This is a genomic window from Rhodothermales bacterium, assembly GCA_013002345.1.
Classification (GTDB): domain Bacteria; phylum Bacteroidota; class Rhodothermia; order Rhodothermales; family JABDKH01; genus JABDKH01.
This window is the reverse complement of the sequence record JABDKH010000092.1, coordinates 1-17,699: the sequence shown is the minus strand read 5'-3', so window position 1 is coordinate 17,699 and position 17,699 is coordinate 1. Positions and strand designations below refer to the sequence as shown.

Sequence of the window (17,699 nt, the reverse complement as noted above, 5' to 3'; positions counted from 1 at the left end):
CTCCCAGGGCATCCACGATGCCGACGGGCGCCTCACCGAGGTATCGGGCTACTTCCGCACCGGCGACCAGAGCCGACGCGAGACCTCCAAACCCGTTGAACGCGGCCACCAGTTCCGGCATTCCGGTCATGGCCACCTTGCGAGCCAGGATTGCACCTATGCCGCCGCCCACGACCAGACCGACGATCATCTCGACCGGCGTAAGGATTTGCTGGATAAACAGGGTAGCGACAGCGGCAATGAACATGCCGACCGCCGCAAGCTGGTTGCCGGCTCTGGCGGTCGCCGGCGAGGTGAGCCTCTTCAAGCCCAGGATGAAGAGAACCGCCGCCAGCAGGTAAATCAGGTCAATAATCTGCGTTTTCATAGCTTCGTGTTTTCACCTACGGAGTTCAGCTACCTGCTTTAGGCGCTGCCTTTTCCTGCGGCTTCTTCTTAAACATCTGCAACATTCGGTCGGTGACCATGAAGCCACCTACCACGTTAATCGTAGCGACGATGAGGGCCGCCACGCCGATCCACTTGGCCGCAACACCGCCGACCATGCCGGCCACAACGAGCGCGCCGACAATCGTGATGCCGCTTATGGCGTTGGCGCCCGACATCAGGGGGGTATGAAGCGTCTGCGGAACCTTGCTGATCACTTCAAAGCCGATGAAGCTCGCAAGTACGAAGACAATTAGGTTTTCAAGCATAGCCTGGTTTTCGTTTGTAGGTGCAATCGCTCTCTGTTCGTTACCCGGCGAGGAGCGACTTGACTCTTTCATTTACCACATCGCCGCCGTGACACACGCACGAGCCGCCGATGATCTCATCATCAAAATCGAGAGAAAGCTCTCCCTCCTTTACCATTTCACCGGCGAGCGCCAGCAGCGTTCGCCCGTACATCTCACTGGCATGAATCGCCATCTCGGCCGGCAGGTTGGTCGGGCCGAGAATCGTGACGCCATTTGCATCGACGGTTTCACCCGCCTTCGTCAACGCGCAGTTCCCGCCGTTCGCTGCCGCGAGGTCGACGATGACTGACCCGGCATGCATGCCCTTGACGGCATTCTCCGTGATCAGAACAGGTGCGGGTCGCCCCGGGATCAGCGCGGTCGTCACGACCACATCGGCCTTCGCGATGTGCGGCTCCAGAAGTTCCGTCTGCCGCTTCGCCTTTTCTTCTGCCAGGGCCTTGGCGTAGCCGCCGGTATCTTCGGAGTCTTGCGTCTCGATCTCAAGTTCTACGAACCGGCCGCCGAGACTTTCAATCTGCTCTTTTACTTCAGCACGAATGTCGTAGGCGGACACGCGGGCTCCCAGTCGACGAGCTGTCGCAATGGCCTGCAGACCGGCAACTCCAGCTCCCAACACGAGGACATTTGCCGGCTTCACCGTGCCCGCTGCCGTAGTAAGAAGCGGGAAGAACTTGGGGAGTCGCTCGGCGGCCAGGAGCACGGCACGGTAGCCGCCTATGGATCCCATGGCCGAGAGCGCATCCATCGTCTGTGCCCGGGAAATTCGCGGAACGAGCTCCATCGCAAATGCGCTCGCCCCGGCAGCCGCCAGGTCCCTCGCCACCTGCGGCTGATCCAGCGGTGACAGAAAGCCGATGAGAACAGCCCCTTTCTTGAGTCCTTTGATCTCCTCGGCGGAGGGCGGTTGCACTTTGAGTACAATGTCTGCTCCGAGCGCCTCGGCGCGACTCACAATACGGGCTCCTTTTTCTTCAAAGTCGGAGTCTGTATAACAGGCTGCGTCTCCCGCTCCTTTCTCCAGGAGGATGTCCATTCCAGCCTTCTGGAATCGCTGAACCAGTTCCGGCACTGCCGCAACTCGCCGTTCTCCGGCGACCGATTCTTTTGGAACTCCTACACTTATTGCCATAGCGAACTAGATTTTTGATGCTGTATCCGGCCGCTGGCCGGCTACGAGATGATTAACTGTCTCGCGCACTATCCCCGCTTCCGTTCAAACTCGTCCATGAACGCCACCAGGTCGTCGACGGCCTTCTCGGGGCAGGCGTTGTAAATGGATGCCCGAATTCCGCCGACGGATCTGTGACCCTTGAGGGACACCATATCATTGGCAGCGGCTTCCTGGATGAATACCGGCTCCAGATCGTTGTCCTTCAGTCTGAACGTGACGTTCATTTTGGAGCGCGAGTCGGCCGTAGCCGTACCCTTGTAAAATTCCGATCGATCGATTCGCTCGTAGAGCCGCCCCGCCTTCCGACTGTTGACCTCTGCAATAGCCTTGACGCCGCCCAGCGCGTCCAGCCAGCGCAGAACCTTCTCCACCATATAGACGGCGAATACCGGCGGCGTGTGAAACAGCTTGTCTACGTGGGTCCCATAGTCGAGAATGGTCGGGAGTGCCGCATTCTTACGGGCATGAAATCCGTCTCGCAAGAGGACAACCGTCACGCCCGCCGGTCCGATGTTCTTCTGCGCACCCGCATAGATGAGCCCATAACGATCGACATCCAGAGGCCGACTCAGGAAATCACTTGACGCGTCACACACCAACGGGACTTCTACATCGGGTTCGGATTTGAACTGTGTCCCGAAGATGGTGTTGTTGGAAGTGAAATGGAGATAGGCGGCCGAGGAATTGAGATCCCACGTGTTCGGGGCGGGAATATGATTAAAGTTATCGCTTTCACTCGATGCGGCTATCCGTGCCTGCCCCACGCGGGTCGCTTCCTTCTGTGCCTTCTTCGCCCACGCTCCGGTGACGAGGTAGTCGGCTGAGCCATCCGCCGCCAAATAGTTCAGCGGTACCTGATAGAATTGCTGGGAAGCGCCACCCTGCAAGAACAGGATGTGCCAGTCGTCGCCAAGACCGAGCAGTTTTCTGAATAACGAACGAGTGGACTCCGCGATCTCAGTGTACGCCGGAGAACGATGACTGATTTCGAGGACGGATGCACCCACCGACCTGTAGACGGGCAATTCCTGGCGCGCTTCGTCAAGAACTGACTCGGGAAGAACACCCGGACCGGCCGAGAAGTTGTGTACGCGTTTACCTGCCATGACGGTTACCAGTAGTTGTGTCGACTCAGAAAAGTCGACGTGCTATGTAGCGTATTCCTTTAGATAGCGTGAGGATCACAGGTCCACCAGTGTTACTGCAAGTACGTCCTCATTGGCCGCGATTCGATCGACTACAGATTGTTCGACGACACCGTGAAACCGAATCTTCGCAACGGCCGCTCGGGCTCCCTGGAAAACGCGATTCTCCATCTCCTGCACATTCCACTCCGCTGCTTTGCATTCGTCGAGAACCGCGGCAAGCACACCGACCTTGTCGATGTGGCGAACCGTGATCATATGAGTCGCCGGCGTCCGTAGCGCGATGTTAACGCAATTCGAGACCACTCCCTTCTCGGCGTACTGCCGAATCACGCGTTCAGCCTCCTCGGCAATCGCGACCTGCGCCTGTGTCGTACTCGCTCCGATGTGATGTGTGAGATACACTTCCGCATGCGCGGCAAGCGGGTGGCTGAAGTCTCCTTCCTTGAACGACGGTTCGTTCGAGAACACATCAAGCCCCACGCGAATGCCTTTGTTGCGCATGGCCCACATGAGCGCGTCCTCGTCAACGACGGAGCTCCTAGTCGTATTGATAAAGAAGGCCCCGTCTTTCATCGCAGTAAAGAGTGTTCGGTCCGCGAGATTGGCTGTCTCAGGTGTGGCTGCCACATGGAGCGTGACGATATCCGATTGCTCAGCGACCGCTACCGGCGTCTCCGCAAAATCGAAACCGAGTGTCGCTGCATCGTCCGGCGTGAGCGAGCGACTCCAGGCGACGACACGCATCCCGAAGGCCTGCGCTCTGCGCGCTACTTCTCTCCCGATACTCCCGAGGCCGATGATACCGATGGTCTTGCCCTTGAGGCCCTCTGCCTTTGAATACCCTGCCTTGTTCCATCGGCCTTCCCGCGCGTCCATCACGTTGTCGGCAATCTTGCGGTCGAGGGCGACGATAAGACCCATCGTCAATTCAGCCACAGCGACGGCGTTCTTGCCGGGACAATTGGACACGAAGGTTCCGCGTGCGGATGCCTCGGCGACATCGATGTTGTCGTAGCCCGCACCGGCGCGAACAATCAACTCGATATTCCCTGCCGCCATGGCAGCAGCAGGTACTTTCGTGGAACGGACGACCAAAATCTGCGGCTTCACATCAGCGATCGTCTGGACCAGTTCGTCACCCGTCGCTGTCGGCGCGACGACTACGTTGAAGCCGCGGGTCTGAAGCGCATCAACAACGCTCCGTTCGAGCTTGTCTGCTATCAGAATGGTCATGTCAGCATCCTCTGGCCAAACGGATGAACCAGTAATCCGCTTCTCAGCTTTGGCTCAAACCAGGTCGATTTTGGTGGCATAAGTTCGCCGGCATCGGATACTGATACCAGCTCGTCGATGCCCGTTGCGTACATGGAGATAGCGGCAGCGGCCTTGCCTGAGTTGACCAGTCTCTCCAGTTCCGACGTTCCCCGGATGCCTCCAACGAAGTCAATCCGTGCGTCTCGACGCGGGTCCGTGATTCCAAGCACAGGTTCCAGAACGAATTCGCCCAGTCGCGCAACGTCAAGATTGCTGGCCGCGCCGGATGCGCTGCTAACCGGCAGCTCCATCTGATACCAGGATCCGTTCACGTACAGGCACACATTGCCCTTTCCGCCCGGGGTCGCCGCATTGGACGGAACGAGTCCGTACCGCTCGGACAGGACATTCAGGAACCTCTCACTGTCCGACGGTAGCTCCCTTATTATGCGGTTGTAAGGCATGATGAGCATATTGCTCATCGGGAACAGAACGGCCGGGAAGAACCCGACTTCTGGAGCAGAGTCGATGCCGCCACCTTCGGCGACGTCCGCGGCGGCGCGACTTGCGGCCTTGCAACGGTGGTGACCATCGGCTACATAGAGTTTTGGAATTGAGCTAAACAGCTCGACCAGGTCTCCGGGACTCGGGATCCTCCACACAGTGTGCCCTACACCGTCTTCCGAAGTGAAGTCATACAGGGGCGCTTGCTCAGTCGCCGCAGTGACGATCTCATCGACGCGGGACTCGTCGCGGTACGTCAGCATGACAGGCTCGGCGTGTGCCTCCTGCTCGAGGATGTGCCGGGTACGATCGTCCTCCTTCGCCGGGCGGGTCAACTCATGTTTCAGAATTACGTTTGCGTCGTAATCCTTCACAGAAACGCAACCAAAAATGCCCGTTTGCGCTCGGCCATCCATGGTCAGCCGATATATATAGACTGACGGGGCGTCTTCTACGAGCGTATAGTCGCTTTTGGCGAAGCGCAACATATTGTCGCGGCCCATCTGATAGACCGCGTCGGCGTGCTCGTCGGTACCGGGAGGCAGATCAATCTCCGGGCGAATCACATGTAGGAAACTGTGGTCGTTGCCAGCGGCCAGTCGCCTGGCTTCGTCGGTACTCACCACGTCGTACGGGACGGACGCGATGCGTTCGGCGTGAGTGGGCTTGGGTCGTAGAGCGCGAAATGCGTGGAGCGTGGCCATAACTCGAACGCTAATGACAGCGTGCCGAACAGTGGGAACGGCGGAGCCGCTTGTAAACCGAGCGCATAGTAAGAACCGCAGGCCCAAATCGACTCGAAAATTGTGTCAATAAGGCTCGCAGTTTTCAAGGACGTGGTGGACCAGTCGCTGCCCGGGACACGCACCATCTGCCCGCAGTGCCGATCGCGTCGGTTTGAAATCGCTGTGAGATGCCGTATATTCGGCGTTCTATCGCGGGGTGGAGCAGCTGGTAGCTCACCGGGCTCATAACCCGGAGGTCGCGGGTTCGAATCCCGCCCCCGCCACAAGAAGCCGTGTCACCCCCAGGGTACGCGGCTTTCTCTTTTGTGGCAGACCGGAGGCCTCTCGCTTCGGCCGCACCCATCCGCCGTCGCCGACAAGCCTGAACATGCGGCGGTCGGCCATGCGCAGACCAGCACCGTTGCCCCGGGTCAACGACCCGCTTGCCCGGACTCGTCCGACGAGCGCAGCGGATGGCAATCCGAGTTATCCGCTCACTTCCGCCAGCTCTCCGTTCGTCGTCTTGCCCAGAAGCACGGGTTCGTCGATCGTGAGCATGCCAAGCTTCTCCTTGACCATCAGCTTGATCGCGTCGTGATCTGATGCATTGTCCCGGAGCCACTGCTTCGCGGCCTCGCGCCCCTGTCCCACCTTGACTTCACCGTACGCGTACCACGAACCGCTCTTCTGCATGATTTCGTGATCGACCGCCAGGTCGACCAGCTCGCCGATTGACGAAATCCCTTCACCGTATATGATGTCGAACTCCGCATTCTTGAACGGCGGAGCCACCTTGTTCTTGACGACTTTCACGCGCGTCCGATTTCCCACGATTTCAACACCATCCTTGATGGCGCCGATACGACGGATGTCGAGTCGAACCGAGGAATAGAACTTGAGCGCCCGTCCACCGGTCGTCGTTTCTGGATTCCCGAACACGACGCCAATCTTCTCTCGAATCTGGTTGATGAAGATTAGACAGGTCTTTGTGCGGTTGATAGACCCGGTCAGCTTCCGAAGCGCCTGACTCATCAGACGAGCCTGAAGGCCCATGTGGCTGTCGCCCATATCACCTTCAATCTCGGCCTGGGGAACGAGCGCAGCCACGGAGTCAATTACGATGGCATCCAGTGCACCGCTTCTGACCAGCGTGTCGCATATGTTCAACGCCTGCTCACCTGTGTCGGGCTGTGACACGAGCAGCGAATCGGTATCGACGCCCAGCTTCGCCGCGTAGCTCGCGTCGAACGCATGCTCCGCGTCAAGGAACGCACACATCCCGCCGAGACGCTGCGCCTCTGCAATAATGTGCGTCGCCAGCGTTGTCTTTCCCGAGGATTCCGGTCCAAAGATCTCCGTGACGCGTCCCCTCGGAACACCGCCGACGCCAAGAGCGGCGTCGAGGGCCAAAGACCCCGTCGGAATCTTGTCGATCGTGACGGCAGGTGAATCGCCAAGTCTCATGATTGCACCTTTGCCAAAGTTCTTCTCGATCTGTTTGATTGCGAGATCAAGCGCCTTGGTCTTTGCAGGATCTGGTGAGGACATCCGCTTCGTACTCCGTTTTTTTGTGTTCTTTTCTCAGGTGGCTACGCCATCAAGGCCATCAAGCCGTCGACCCGCCAAACATATTCCGACCGGCTGACAGCCCTGTGTCATATTATAGTGACACATATCTTACACATAATATAACTCCAATTCGCAAACTGTCCATAATTCCCGCACATATAATGCGATTTCGCCATTCAGACCGCCTCGCGGCCGCCGGAATCCGCCTCCATCAAGCGGCGGCGCAACAGGTCCAGAGTAGCCGCGACCGCTCGCTGCTTGTTCTTCAGACGGTCCTGGCCGAGACTCAGCTGCCGCGCTTCCTCGCCGTGCCGGTCGACATACGCGATCCATACCGTGCCAACCGGCTTTGAGGGTGTGCCCCCGGCCGGACCCAGAATGCCTGTAGTGGACAGTCCGACATCGGCTCCCGAAAGCAGGCGCACTCCGCGAGCCATGCCGGTGGCCACGGCCTCGCTAACTGCACCGTGCTCGACTATCACCGAATCCTCAACCTTCAAGACGTCGCGCTTCAACCTGTTACTGTAGGCGACCACACCCCCCGCGACGTACACGGAGGCGCCAGCCACATTCGTCAGCAGGTTGCAGATCGCACCACCCGTGCAGCTCTCGGCCACGGCTACGGTCTGGCCCGATCGTTCAAGCATCTTCCCGACCACCGCCTCGAGACGATCCTCACCGCGACCATACACGTGGACACCGGCGAGGTCCGTCAATCGGTTCGCAAGGCGCTCGGCCGCCTCACCGGTGCCGCCGTGCTCCAGCCGCTCGGTGATCCGAAGCCGCACACCGAAAAGCGAAGGCAAGTAGGCCAGCGAGAGTATATCGGAAAGCCCCTCTACCTCAGCAGCCAGCAGCTCCTGTAAGTGCGACTCCCCGATGCCTGTCGTCTGAAGCGTGATCTGCCGTACCGGACTCTTCGTGAGCGGCTCCAGGCGCGGCCGAACCTGCTCCTCCATCATCGACTTCATCTCGCCCGGCACGCCCGGCAAAACCGCGATCGCCTTCGGACCCGACTCGGCCACCCAGCTTTTCCAGAACCCGGGCGCCGTACCGACACGGTTTGCGAGTACCTCCATGCCGTCCGGTATCATGGCCTGGATCCGATTCCTCTCCGGGACCGTCATACCCCGCTGAGAGAATCGACGCTCGATCAGGCCAAACCATTTCTCCTCCAGGTGCAGACCGACTCCCAGGAAGCGCGCCACCGCATGTCGCGTCACGTCGTCGTGCGTCGGCCCGAGGCCACCGGTGACCACCACCAGATCGCTGAGGGAGAACGCGTCGCATAATTCCGTGTCGATCAGTTCGATCGAGTCGCCAACGACAACGGACCGGACCGGCATCATCCCGATTCCTGTCAGATACTCGCCCAGCCACGCAGCGTTGGTGTTGACCACCTGGCCGACGAGCAACTCATCCCCCACCGATACGAGTGTGACGGACATCGGATCAGTCTCCGTCCGTGGACGAGCCGGCTGACAACTGCCGATGCCACACCTGAAGCATCTCGACGTCGTCGTCCGTCAGCGATCCATCCTCACGTGCCGCCGCAACCACCGCTCGGAAATCCGACAGCGTATGGAGCGGGATTCCGGCCTCCTTGAATGCGATGGATGCAGCGCGCAGGCCGTAGGTGAAGATCGCCATCACGGCGACCACCTCAGCCCGCATGTCGCGCAGCGCGTGCACGGCCTCGAGACTCGAGCCACCGGTCGACACAAGATCCTCGATCACGACGACGCGCGCGCCCGGATCCAGCCTGCCTTCCACCTTGTTGCGGCGACCGTGCTGCTTCGCCGAACCGCGAACGTAGGCCATGGGCAGATCGAGGACATCGGCGAGCCATGCGGCATGCGGAATGCCGGCGGTGGCGGTGCCGACGATCGCGTCGACCTCGAGCCGCTCCTCCTCGATGATCGCAGCAAAGCCATCTGCGATCACGCGCCTTACACCAGGATGACTCATCGTGAGTCGATTGTCGACATAAATTGGCGACTTGATTCCGGAGGCCCAGGTAAAAGGCTGGCCCGGAGAAAACACGACGGCCCCGATCCGCAGCAGTTCGCGCGCGACTCGCTGACTTACCTCCTCACGCTGACTCATGCGGCATGGCGGGTAACGTGAAGAGATAAATCAGCCCGGTGGCGGCCGTGATGACGGCGACCGCGGCGGCAAGAACGTAGAGGATGGTGGTTCCGAGGATCCATGCACCGATATCGCCGGGAAAGCCGGGCAAACGGGCTGCAAGCAGGATCGTCAGCGTGCCGATAAGGAACGTGAGTTGAGCCACCGTTTTTAGTTTGGCGATCCCCAGCGTCCGCAGCGATTGACCTCTGGATTCCACCCAGGATCGCAAAGCCGTAACGAACATGGCGCGGATTGCGATCACCACGACAACCCACACGGGAACGATCGCGGGATACTTGTAGGCAAGCACGATAAACGTCCCGATCACGAGCACCTTGTCGGCCAGGGGATCCAGAAACTGACCGAGTCGTGACGGCACCTCGAGCCTGCGCGCCAGGCTTCCGTCCACGTAGTCGGAGATGGCGGCAATGATGAAGAGAGCCCAGGCCCAGAACAGTGCGGAAGTGGACGGACGAAGCAGAAACACCAGCACGGCCGGCGTCACAAGGATGCGGAGGATGGTAATCGTATTCGGGAGATACTTCATCTTCGAGACAGCCGTGGCGGAGCCTAAATATACGGGTAACCGGATAACCCGATCTTCGACAATGTATGCAGATTTGACCTGCCTTTGCGGTCCGTAAACCCGCCAAATCGTCTGACGGAGACTGATCTGACGACATTGTATGCCATGTTGTCTGCTATCCGAGAATGGCACCGTTGTTGATCTCACGGCCGATGAACGTGCTGAGCTGCAGGCTGCCCCACTGGAGGCACGACTGTCTGTGTCAGCCGGGACTCCATCCATCATACTTCAGTCTGTCAGCATTATGAGCAAGATTATCGGTATCGACCTTGGAACGACGAACTCGGTCGTAGCCGTCATGGAAGGCGGCGAGCCCGTCGTCATTACGAATGCAGAGGGCGCACGCACGACACCGTCTGTTGTGGCGTTCAAGAAGGACGGCGAGCGACTCGTGGGTGCCCCCGCCAAGCGGCAGGCTATTACGAATCCGCAGAACACCGTCTTCTCCATCAAACGCTTTATGGGGCGTCGGTACGACGAGGTGACGGAAGAGATGAAGACCGTCCCGTACGAGGTGAAGAGCGGAGACAACAACACGGCTCGCGTAAACATCGGCGACCGGGTGTACACGCCGCAGGAGATCTCGGCCATGATCCTGCAGAAGTTGAAGCAAACGGCCGAAGACTATCTAGGCGAGAAGGTGCACGAAGCTGTCATCACGGTGCCCGCCTATTTTAACGACGCCCAGCGCACCGCGACCAAGGAGGCTGGAGAGATCGCAGGCCTCAAGGTTCGGAGAATCATCAACGAGCCAACCGCTGCATCCCTCGCGTACGGACTGGACAAGAAGGATCATGAGGCAACGATCGCGGTGTTCGACCTCGGCGGCGGCACGTACGACATTTCGGTTCTCGATCTGGGCGAGGGTGTGTTCGAGGTGAAGTCGACGAACGGAGACACGCACCTGGGTGGTGACGACTTTGATCAGCGACTCATCAACTTCATTGCGGACGAATTCAAGAAGGACGAAGGCATCGATCTCCGTGGTGATGCGATGGCGCTGCAGCGATTGAAGGAAGCCGCGGAGAAGGCCAAGATCGAACTTTCCAGTTCGACACAGACGACGATCAATCTTCCGTTCATCACGGCGACGCAGGACGGTCCGAAGCATCTGACCATGGACATGACGCGCGCCAAATTCGAACAGCTGGTGCACGACCTGGTCGAGCGGACGATTCCGCCCATGCAGAAGGCGCTGAAGGAAGCCGGGCTGTCCAAGACCGACATACACGAGGTCATTCTCGTCGGTGGGTCAACACGGATCCCGCTTGTACAGCAGACGGTCGAAGAGTTCTTTGGCAAGAAGCCTAACCGGTCGGTCAATCCGGACGAAGTCGTGGCCGTCGGCGCCGCAATTCAGGGTGGAGTATTGTCGGGAGATGTTTCTGACGTGCTGTTGCTTGATGTAACGCCGCTGAACCTCGGAATCGAAACGCTTGGCGGCGTGATGACGAATATGATCCAGGCGAACACGACGATTCCGACGCGCAAGAACGAGATTTTCTCGACGGCGTCCGACAACCAGCCTTCCGTGGAAATCCACGTGTTGCAGGGTGACCGTTCAATGGCGAACGACAACCGGACGATTGGCAAGTTCCATCTTGACGGAATCCCGCCTGCACCGCGCGGTATGCCGCAGGTCGAAGTCACGTTTGACATCGACGCCGACGGTATCCTGCACGTGGCGGCGAAAGACAAGACGACCGGCAAGGAGCAGTCGATCCGGATCGAGGCCTCGAGCGGTCTGACCGATTCGGAGATCGAGAAGATGAGGACGGACGCCAAGGCCCATGCCGACGAGGACAAGAAGAAGCGCGACGAGGTCGACAAGGTCAACACGGCCGACTCGCTCATCTTCACCTCGGAAAAGAACCTTGCCGAGTATGGCGACAAACTCCCGGCCGAGAAGAAGGCGAAGATCGAGAGTGCGCTCGAACGACTCAAGGAGGCCCATAAGGCCCGGAATCTTGCCGAAATCGAATCGTCGATGCAGCAGTTGAATGAGGCCTGGAATGAGGCCAGTCAGGATCTGTACGAGGCTCAGCAGCAGACGACCGGCGAAGAGGCCGGCGGGGACGGGGCCGCAGGCGAAGAGCCCGAGGCCGAAGTCCGAGACGCGGACTACGAGGTCGTCGAAGACGAAGAGGAGAAGTCGTAGGTTCACCTACCCAGGCGGGTAGTTTCTATATAGATTGGAAGGGGTTCTGCATTCGTGTGGGACCCCTTCTTTTTTACGGCTCATCCGTCAGATGCCGAACAGGGCCGAGGCGTTCGCGCTTGTGATCCGCGCCACCTCGTCGACCGATAGCTCCATCACCTCCGCCAACTTCTCGGCGACGAGTCTCACGTAGGCCGGCTCGTTGCGTTTGCCGCGGTACGGCGCCGGTGCGAGAAACGGAGCGTCCGTCTCTAGCACGATCCTGTCGATCGGGAGCTCACGTACGACGTCGGCGACGCCGCTGTTCTTGAATGTCAGCGTGCCGCCGATCCCGAAGTGAAAGCCGAGATCCAGGATTGGCCCGGCGAGCTCCGCCGGGCCACCGAAGCAATGAAACACGCCGCGGAGGCGTTCCGGTGTCGGGCTGGCGCGCTTCTCCTCCTGCAGAATCCGAACAAGGTCCTCCCCCGCCTCGCGATTGTGCAAGATCAGCGGGAGGTCTCTGTCGATGGCGAGTCTCGCATGCAGGCGCAAGAACTCCTGCTGACGCTCGTCGAACGACCGGTCCCAGTAGTAATCGAGTCCGCTCTCTCCCACTGCCACAACGCGGGGATCGTTGCACAGCTCGACAACCTCCGCGAAATCATGGTCCGACGCGTCCTTCGTCTCCGACGGGTGGATGGCGGCCATGGCATATACGCCGTCGTAGCGCTCGCCCAGATCGAGTGCGTCGTGAATGGATTGAATATCGATGGCCGGCAAAAGCAGCTTTTTGACGCCTGCCTCGTACGCCCTCATGATGGCAGCGTCACGGTCGTCGTCGAACTTCTCGTGGTAGATATGGACGTGCGTATCGATCAGCATGGTATAGTATCGGGAGAAAACGACTCGCGGCGGCCAGGGCACTGTACGAGCCCCCCCTGATTCCGGCGGGTGGTCAACTGTTGATTTCGTAATACGTAAGCTGTAGCTACAGCCTGAATCATCGGTATCCGGACGTATGCACCACTCGTAACACAGTTTGACGAGCAGACGAAATATAGCGATCGCGCTCGCGCTCCTGCTTCCGGCGGTGGCGCTGGTCCCGCTCGGGATGGTCGCATTCGACTGGGCGCAGCTGTCTCTGGTCACTGCCGACAGTGCGGTGGGGACGGTCGACTCGCCCAGCTTCGACTGGATCGTCTGGGCCGACGAGGACGAACTGATCACGGCGGCGTACGTGTTTCCGCGCGGACCCGCCGCGGAGGCCGGACTTCGGACGGGCGATATCTTCTACATGCTGAATATGCAGCAATACTTTAGCACGGAGGTGTTAAAGACTGCTGTAGAAGGAGTTGGGCCGGGTGAGAGTGTCGTATACAACGTCTTTCGTGATCGTGAGGCGGTCCGGGCCCGGGTCCGGCTCACGGCATATCCGACGTTCCTGTATCCCATCTCCCCGGCGCTCTGGAATTTCTCGCTCTGGGGATTCATGCTGGCGGCATTCATTCACGTGCTCGGGCTGATTGTTGTCATTCCTCTGGCTATTCGCAGCAGGTACGCGCGGTCGTCGCTGGTCCTGATTTTCGTCTCGGCCCTGTGGATCATCGGCAACACGGTTCGCCTTTTCGCACTGACACTCCTGGGCCCGCCGCTGCCGGGTACGACATACGCGACCGTCTTCCAGGCTATGACTCTGATCGGGCTTGTGGGATGGATCGGTTTTCCGTTCTTGCTGGTGCGGACGGTCGCCTCGGGTACCGACATAGCGAATTCAGCAGCGATGGGAGCCATTCGGCCACTTCTCATGGCTCCTGCCATTATTCTCGCCGCGCTCGCCATCGTCACCGGTGCACTCGGTCACGTCGGTCCCCTGACGCTTGATCGACTCGTCTCCCCCATCCTCTTCTACGCCTGCTGCTACCTCGCCCTCGCGGCGTGTCTTGCATTGCTCTGCTACACGTCCGAGTCGCGTAATGAGGCGCCTACCGGTAGTCGCAGCCGCGTGGGTAACGGGATCATGCTTGTGCTCGCGGCTCTGGCGGCCATGTCCGTCCTGGGCGTTGTGCCGGTCCTCGATGCGGTCACCGAAGCAACAGCCGGCTGGTTCGTGATTGGAGCGCAGCTACTGTCGACCGTTCCTGTCATTCTCGTATCTCTCACGACCTTGCGCTATGGGCGGATCGACCGCGTATTCGCGCGGTCGCTGACGTACCTGACGGTACTGGGTCTGATCTTCTTCGCGTTCGTGGGCGGAATGGGACTTTTGGATCCGATGGTCACCGAGAGAGGATGGCCCCGCAACATTGTCGCCGGGGTTGTCGTGGTCGTGATGCTGCTCGTGTTCGAGCGCGTCGCACGACAGACGCGCAGCTATTTCACCCAGTTCTTTGCCACCGATCGCGAGCGGGCCGCGCGACTCCTTGATCGATTCCAGGAATCCACGGGCGAGTACATCGACGTGGACAGTCTTCTGGCGCAATCGATTGATGTCGTCGGCCAAGCCCTGAACGCACGGTCCGCTGTGATCTTCGTTCGGCCCGGTGACGTCGATGATCGCTGGCTGACGGCATCCTATCATCCCGAACCCCCGTACCTCACCGAGCGAATTGCAGATCGTCTCTGGGGCGAGATTCGCGAGCACCCGGTTCCGTGGGCTGCGAACGCCGAGCTCGGAATGCGGAGCCTGTCCCGGGAGAATTCGGAATTCCTGACCGACCTGGGCGCTGTCGTGATCGTCCCGATTCGCGGCAAGGACCGGCCGATGGGTCTTCTCGCCCTTGGACGAAAGGCCGAGCGTAGGGCCGTCTATAATCTGGAAGACATCGACCGACTTCGTTCGTTCGCCGGGCACCTTGCGATCGCGATCGAGCGGCTGACACTCGTCGAGCGGCAGCAACAGTTGATCCGGGAGACGTCGGATGCGCAGCTCAGGGCACTGCGCGCTCAGATCAATCCCCACTTCCTGTTCAATGCGCTCAACACGATTGTCGCATCGATTGACGAGCGACCGGATCTGGCCGAGAAGACGGTAGAGAATCTGGCCTCCATCTTCCGATATATTCTACAGACGGAGGATCGGCCGTTCGTTCCGCTCCGGGAGGAGCTGTCTCTCGTCCGCCACTACCTTGAGATCGAGAAGGCGCGCTTCGGTGACAAGTTGCACGTGGATATCCAGACCGACGAAGGTATTCTCGATATCCAGATTCCCGCCTTCGTGGTACAGACGCTCGTGGAGAACGCCGTGAAGCATGGGCTTGAGCGAACGCGCGACGGAGGTCAGGTGAGCATTGAGTGCCGCACAAATCCGGAAGGCCTTCGGATCGAGGTACGCGACACCGGGGTCGGGATTCCGATCCTGTTTGATGCCGACCACGACTCAACATCGGAGGCGTATTCCTTCTTCGGCATCGGACTCAATAATATCACGGCCCGGCTGGGCTATCTGTACGATCGTTCGGATCTGATGTCGATTACGAGTGCGCCGGGCGAGGGTACCACCGTAACGGTGCTTGTGCCGAACGGGACATCGCCGGATCGACATACAGACTCGTCTGACGGAAGATTCGAGTCACATACGCGTCAATAAACATCAAGAATCATGTTGCAGGCCTACATCGTGGATGACGAGGCTCCCGCGCGGAGCCGCCTCCGAAAGTTGCTCAAACCGTTGGTCGACGGTGGACGCGTTAAGGTGATCGGCGAGGCTGCGGACGGGTTTGAAGCGCTCGCCGCGTTCGAGAAGCAAGGCGCGGAGCTGCTGTTTCTCGACATCAACATGCCGGAGCTGGATGGCTTTGGAGTTCTGGAAAGGCTGTCGCCAGAGAACCGGCCCTTCGTGGTTTTCACGACGGCTTTCGACGAGTATGCGATCAAGGCGTTCGAGGCGAACGCGGTCGACTATTTGCTCAAACCGATTTCGCGCGAGCGACTGGAGGAGGCAGTGGTGCGCGTTGAGTCGCTGTCGAAGGGCGGAAGCGGCACCGCGCAGAGTGACGAACGGATGGCGCAACTGCTCGACTGGCTCGACGAACAGGCGGAGGCGAAACTGTCGGCTTCAGGGCCGGCTGCGAAGGAGTATTTGAAGCAGATGTCGATCCCCTATCGGGATCGGATACTCATCGTACCTGTGGAAAGGCTGCTCTCGATAGAAATCGCGGAGGGTATCACGCGGCTGCACGTACTCGAGGAGCAGGACGTGGGACCGAAGCGGCGGATTCGGCAGCACATCGTCAGCTATACGCTGGAGCAGCTTGAAGCGAGGCTCGACCCCGCGGCATTCATGCGGGTGCACCGGTCGGCCATTGTTCAGCTGGGGCACATCACCGAGATGATGTCGTGGTTCAGCGGGCGGTACAAGCTGATCCTGACGGGTGGGCACGAGGTCATCGCCAGCCGCGAGCGATCGAAGCAGCTGAAGGAGCGACTGACGATGTAGGTGCTCAGAGTTTTTCCAGCAATGTGAGCCAGCGCGTCCATGCCCGTTCGTGCGCGACTGCGTTCGGGTCGCCTGCAGGCGCGGTTTCTCCGCGGCGCATGAATCCGTGACCCGCGCCATCATAGATGACGGGTTCATATTTCTTACTGGCGGCTTTCATGAGTTTTTCCGAGTCGGGAATGGTCGCGTTCACGCGGGCGTCGTCACCTCCGTAGAAGCCGAAGACCGGCGCGTTGATGCGGCCGATGGCGTCGGGGTCCGTCGGACCCGAGCCGTAGAAGACGAACGCTGCGTCGAGGCCGGATCGATTCGTGGCGAAGCGAAACGTCTGCGAGCCACCCCAGCAGAAGCCTGAGACGGAGACGCTGCCGTCGGCTGCGGGCAGGGATGCGACGTAGTCAGCGGCGGCATTCAGATCGGCCGTGACCTGATCGGGCGGAAGCTGATAGAGGGCTTCGCGGGCCGCGTCGGAGTCGGGGAAGTCACTCGTCTTTCCTCCTTCCGGTCCCATGCCGGACAGGAGGTCCGGGGCGATGGCGAGGTATCCGTGCTCGGCGAGCCGGTCGGCAACGCTGCGCACCCAGTCGTTGAGTCCGCGGTTCTCGTGGATGACAATGACGGCGGGTGCCGGCGTCTCCCTCTCGGGGTAGACGACGAAGGCGTGGACGATGCGGTCGCCCTGTGGGATGGCGCCCCACTCGTGGTGTCGCGGCGAGTCTTCGAGGCGCTGGAGGGCCGGGTCCTGGGCTGCGGACGTGGATGGGTATAGGATTGAAAGTCCGAAAATGAGCAGCGTGATTCTCATGGCGAGTGGTATTGGTGGTCACCGTTTCGGATCGGCATACGCCGAATGGTCGCCCGGGGTCCGGCTGGTGGCGATCAGACGTCCAGGTCCAGCGGGCTGATGACCGGGATGCCCCGGTTGGCTATATGGGTGTAGATCATCGTCGTCTTGAGGTTGCGATGGCCGAGCAGGGTCTGGATGCGTCGGATGTCGGTGCCTGATTCGAGCAGGTGCGTGGCAAAGGAGTGGCGGAGCGTGTGACAGGTGGCGTGCTTCGTGATGCGTGAGGAGCGCACCGCCCGGGCGAGGTGCTTCTGGACGGTCGACGTCGACATGTGGAATCTGATTTCGGTGGAGCGTTCTGGAACCGTAGCTCGGATTCTGGACGGGAACACATATTGCCAGCCCCATTCCTGCGCGATGCCAGGGTATTTGCGGGCGAGTGCGTAGGGCAGTGGCGCGCGGCCGAAGCCTTCGGCGAGGTCCGACTGGTGCAGTGTGCGTGTTGTTTTG

At 59.9% G+C, this 17,699-nt stretch carries 16 protein-coding genes and 1 tRNA gene; 4 read left to right on the top strand and 13 right to left on the bottom strand.

Features of this window, described 5'->3' with window-relative positions; genetic code table 11:
* The 6 genes from HKN37_04765 to HKN37_04740 all read right to left on the bottom strand — a co-directional run.
* Positions 1-367, bottom strand: a 367-nt coding sequence (locus HKN37_04765) for an NAD synthetase (protein NNE45955.1), incomplete at its 3' end; no start/stop codon positions are given.
* Positions 368-392: 25 nt separating this feature from the next.
* Positions 393-695: an NAD(P) transhydrogenase subunit alpha gene (locus tag HKN37_04760; GenBank protein NNE45954.1), complete on the bottom strand. Its 303-nt coding sequence runs from the start codon at positions 693-695 to the stop codon at positions 393-395.
* A 40-nt stretch (positions 696-735) separates the two neighbouring features.
* A complete protein-coding gene (locus HKN37_04755) occupies positions 736-1,869 on the bottom strand; it encodes a Re/Si-specific NAD(P)(+) transhydrogenase subunit alpha (GenBank protein NNE45953.1) in 1,134 nt (377 codons plus the stop codon).
* 68 nt (positions 1,870-1,937) lie between these two features.
* Positions 1,938-3,017 carry a 3-phosphoserine/phosphohydroxythreonine transaminase gene (gene serC / locus HKN37_04750; GenBank protein ID NNE45952.1) on the bottom strand — a complete coding sequence of 360 codons (1,080 nt, stop codon included), beginning with the start codon at positions 3,015-3,017 and terminating at the stop codon, positions 1,938-1,940.
* A 75-nt stretch (positions 3,018-3,092) separates the two neighbouring features.
* The gene (locus HKN37_04745) at positions 3,093-4,292 is read right to left on the bottom strand and encodes a hydroxyacid dehydrogenase (GenBank protein NNE45951.1); all 1,200 of its coding nucleotides are present in this window, start codon (positions 4,290-4,292) and stop codon (positions 3,093-3,095) included.
* Positions 4,289-5,521 (bottom strand): DUF1015 domain-containing protein, encoded by a 1,233-nt coding sequence (locus HKN37_04740; protein NNE45950.1) that lies wholly within the window; start codon positions 5,519-5,521, stop codon positions 4,289-4,291. Before HKN37_04740 ends, HKN37_04745 begins: the two co-directional genes overlap by 4 nt.
* A 232-nt stretch (positions 5,522-5,753) precedes the next feature.
* On the opposite strand from HKN37_04740, the gene HKN37_04735 reads away from it, so the two are divergent.
* Positions 5,754-5,826: transfer RNA gene (locus HKN37_04735), tRNA-Met, on the top strand.
* A 202-nt stretch (positions 5,827-6,028) separates the two neighbouring features.
* Here HKN37_04735 and recA read toward each other — a convergent pair.
* From recA to pgsA, 4 genes are all read right to left on the bottom strand, one after another.
* Complete coding sequence (recA, locus tag HKN37_04730; protein ID NNE45949.1) at positions 6,029-7,090, bottom strand: recombinase RecA; 1,062 nt, start codon at positions 7,088-7,090, stop codon at positions 6,029-6,031.
* Positions 7,091-7,287: 197 nt separating this feature from the next.
* The gene (locus tag HKN37_04725) at positions 7,288-8,559 is read right to left on the bottom strand and encodes a competence/damage-inducible protein A (GenBank protein ID NNE45948.1); all 1,272 of its coding nucleotides are present in this window, start codon (positions 8,557-8,559) and stop codon (positions 7,288-7,290) included.
* Positions 8,560-8,563: 4 nt separating this feature from the next.
* Entirely contained in the window at positions 8,564-9,217 is a 654-nt protein-coding gene (locus tag HKN37_04720) for an orotate phosphoribosyltransferase (protein NNE45947.1), read from the bottom strand.
* Positions 9,204-9,788, bottom strand: coding sequence for a CDP-diacylglycerol--glycerol-3-phosphate 3-phosphatidyltransferase (pgsA, locus tag HKN37_04715; GenBank protein ID NNE45946.1), 585 nt, complete (start codon positions 9,786-9,788; stop codon positions 9,204-9,206). Before pgsA ends, HKN37_04720 begins: the two co-directional genes overlap by 14 nt.
* Before the next feature lie 283 nt (positions 9,789-10,071).
* Between pgsA and dnaK the strand changes: the two genes are divergently transcribed.
* Positions 10,072-11,985, top strand: coding sequence for a molecular chaperone DnaK (dnaK, locus tag HKN37_04710; GenBank protein ID NNE45945.1), 1,914 nt, complete (start codon positions 10,072-10,074; stop codon positions 11,983-11,985).
* Between the two features lie 87 nt (positions 11,986-12,072).
* On the opposite strand, the gene HKN37_04705 is transcribed toward dnaK, so the two are convergent.
* The gene (locus HKN37_04705; GenBank protein NNE45944.1) at positions 12,073-12,849 is read right to left on the bottom strand and encodes a TatD family hydrolase; all 777 of its coding nucleotides are present in this window, start codon (positions 12,847-12,849) and stop codon (positions 12,073-12,075) included.
* Positions 12,850-13,006: 157 nt separating this feature from the next.
* Between HKN37_04705 and HKN37_04700 the strand changes: the two genes are divergently transcribed.
* Together HKN37_04700 and HKN37_04695 are read left to right on the top strand one after the other, a co-directional pair.
* Entirely contained in the window at positions 13,007-15,553 is a 2,547-nt protein-coding gene (locus HKN37_04700) for a histidine kinase (GenBank protein ID NNE45943.1), read from the top strand.
* 12 nt (positions 15,554-15,565) lie between these two features.
* Entirely contained in the window at positions 15,566-16,402 is an 837-nt protein-coding gene (locus tag HKN37_04695; GenBank protein ID NNE45942.1) for a response regulator transcription factor, read from the top strand.
* Positions 16,403-16,406: 4 nt separating this feature from the next.
* Here the strand turns inward: HKN37_04695 and HKN37_04690 are convergent, their stop codons facing one another.
* Positions 16,407-17,207, bottom strand: a complete 801-nt coding sequence (locus HKN37_04690; GenBank protein NNE45941.1) for a dienelactone hydrolase family protein — start codon at positions 17,205-17,207, stop codon at positions 16,407-16,409.
* A gap of 74 nt (positions 17,208-17,281) precedes the next feature.
* Positions 17,282-17,699: tyrosine-type recombinase/integrase (locus HKN37_04685; protein NNE45940.1), on the bottom strand; the 418-nt coding region annotated here is incomplete at its 5' end.

Bases quoted from the DNA above. Each gene is read 5' to 3' on its own strand.
- HKN37_04760 (NNE45954.1), bottom strand. From the start codon at position 695: ATGCTTGAAAACCTAATTGTCTTCGTACTTGCGAGCTTCATCGGCTTT.
- HKN37_04755 (NNE45953.1), bottom strand. From the start codon at position 1,869: ATGGCAATAAGTGTAGGAGTTCCAAAAGAATCGGTCGCCGGAGAACGG.
- serC (NNE45952.1), bottom strand. From the start codon at position 3,017: ATGGCAGGTAAACGCGTACACAACTTCTCGGCCGGTCCGGGTGTTCTT.
- HKN37_04745 (NNE45951.1), bottom strand. From the start codon at position 4,292: ATGACCATTCTGATAGCAGACAAGCTCGAACGGAGCGTTGTTGATGCG.
- HKN37_04740 (NNE45950.1), bottom strand. From the start codon at position 5,521: ATGGCCACGCTCCACGCATTTCGCGCTCTACGACCCAAGCCCACTCAC.
- recA (NNE45949.1), bottom strand. From the start codon at position 7,090: ATGTCCTCACCAGATCCTGCAAAGACCAAGGCGCTTGATCTCGCAATC.
- HKN37_04725 (NNE45948.1), bottom strand. From the start codon at position 8,559: ATGTCCGTCACACTCGTATCGGTGGGGGATGAGTTGCTCGTCGGCCAG.
- HKN37_04720 (NNE45947.1), bottom strand. From the start codon at position 9,217: ATGAGTCAGCGTGAGGAGGTAAGTCAGCGAGTCGCGCGCGAACTGCTG.
- pgsA (NNE45946.1), bottom strand. From the start codon at position 9,788: ATGAAGTATCTCCCGAATACGATTACCATCCTCCGCATCCTTGTGACG.
- dnaK (NNE45945.1), top strand. From the start codon at position 10,072: ATGAGCAAGATTATCGGTATCGACCTTGGAACGACGAACTCGGTCGTA.
- HKN37_04705 (NNE45944.1), bottom strand. From the start codon at position 12,849: ATGCTGATCGATACGCACGTCCATATCTACCACGAGAAGTTCGACGAC.
- HKN37_04695 (NNE45942.1), top strand. From the start codon at position 15,566: ATGTTGCAGGCCTACATCGTGGATGACGAGGCTCCCGCGCGGAGCCGC.
- HKN37_04690 (NNE45941.1), bottom strand. From the start codon at position 17,207: ATGAGAATCACGCTGCTCATTTTCGGACTTTCAATCCTATACCCATCC.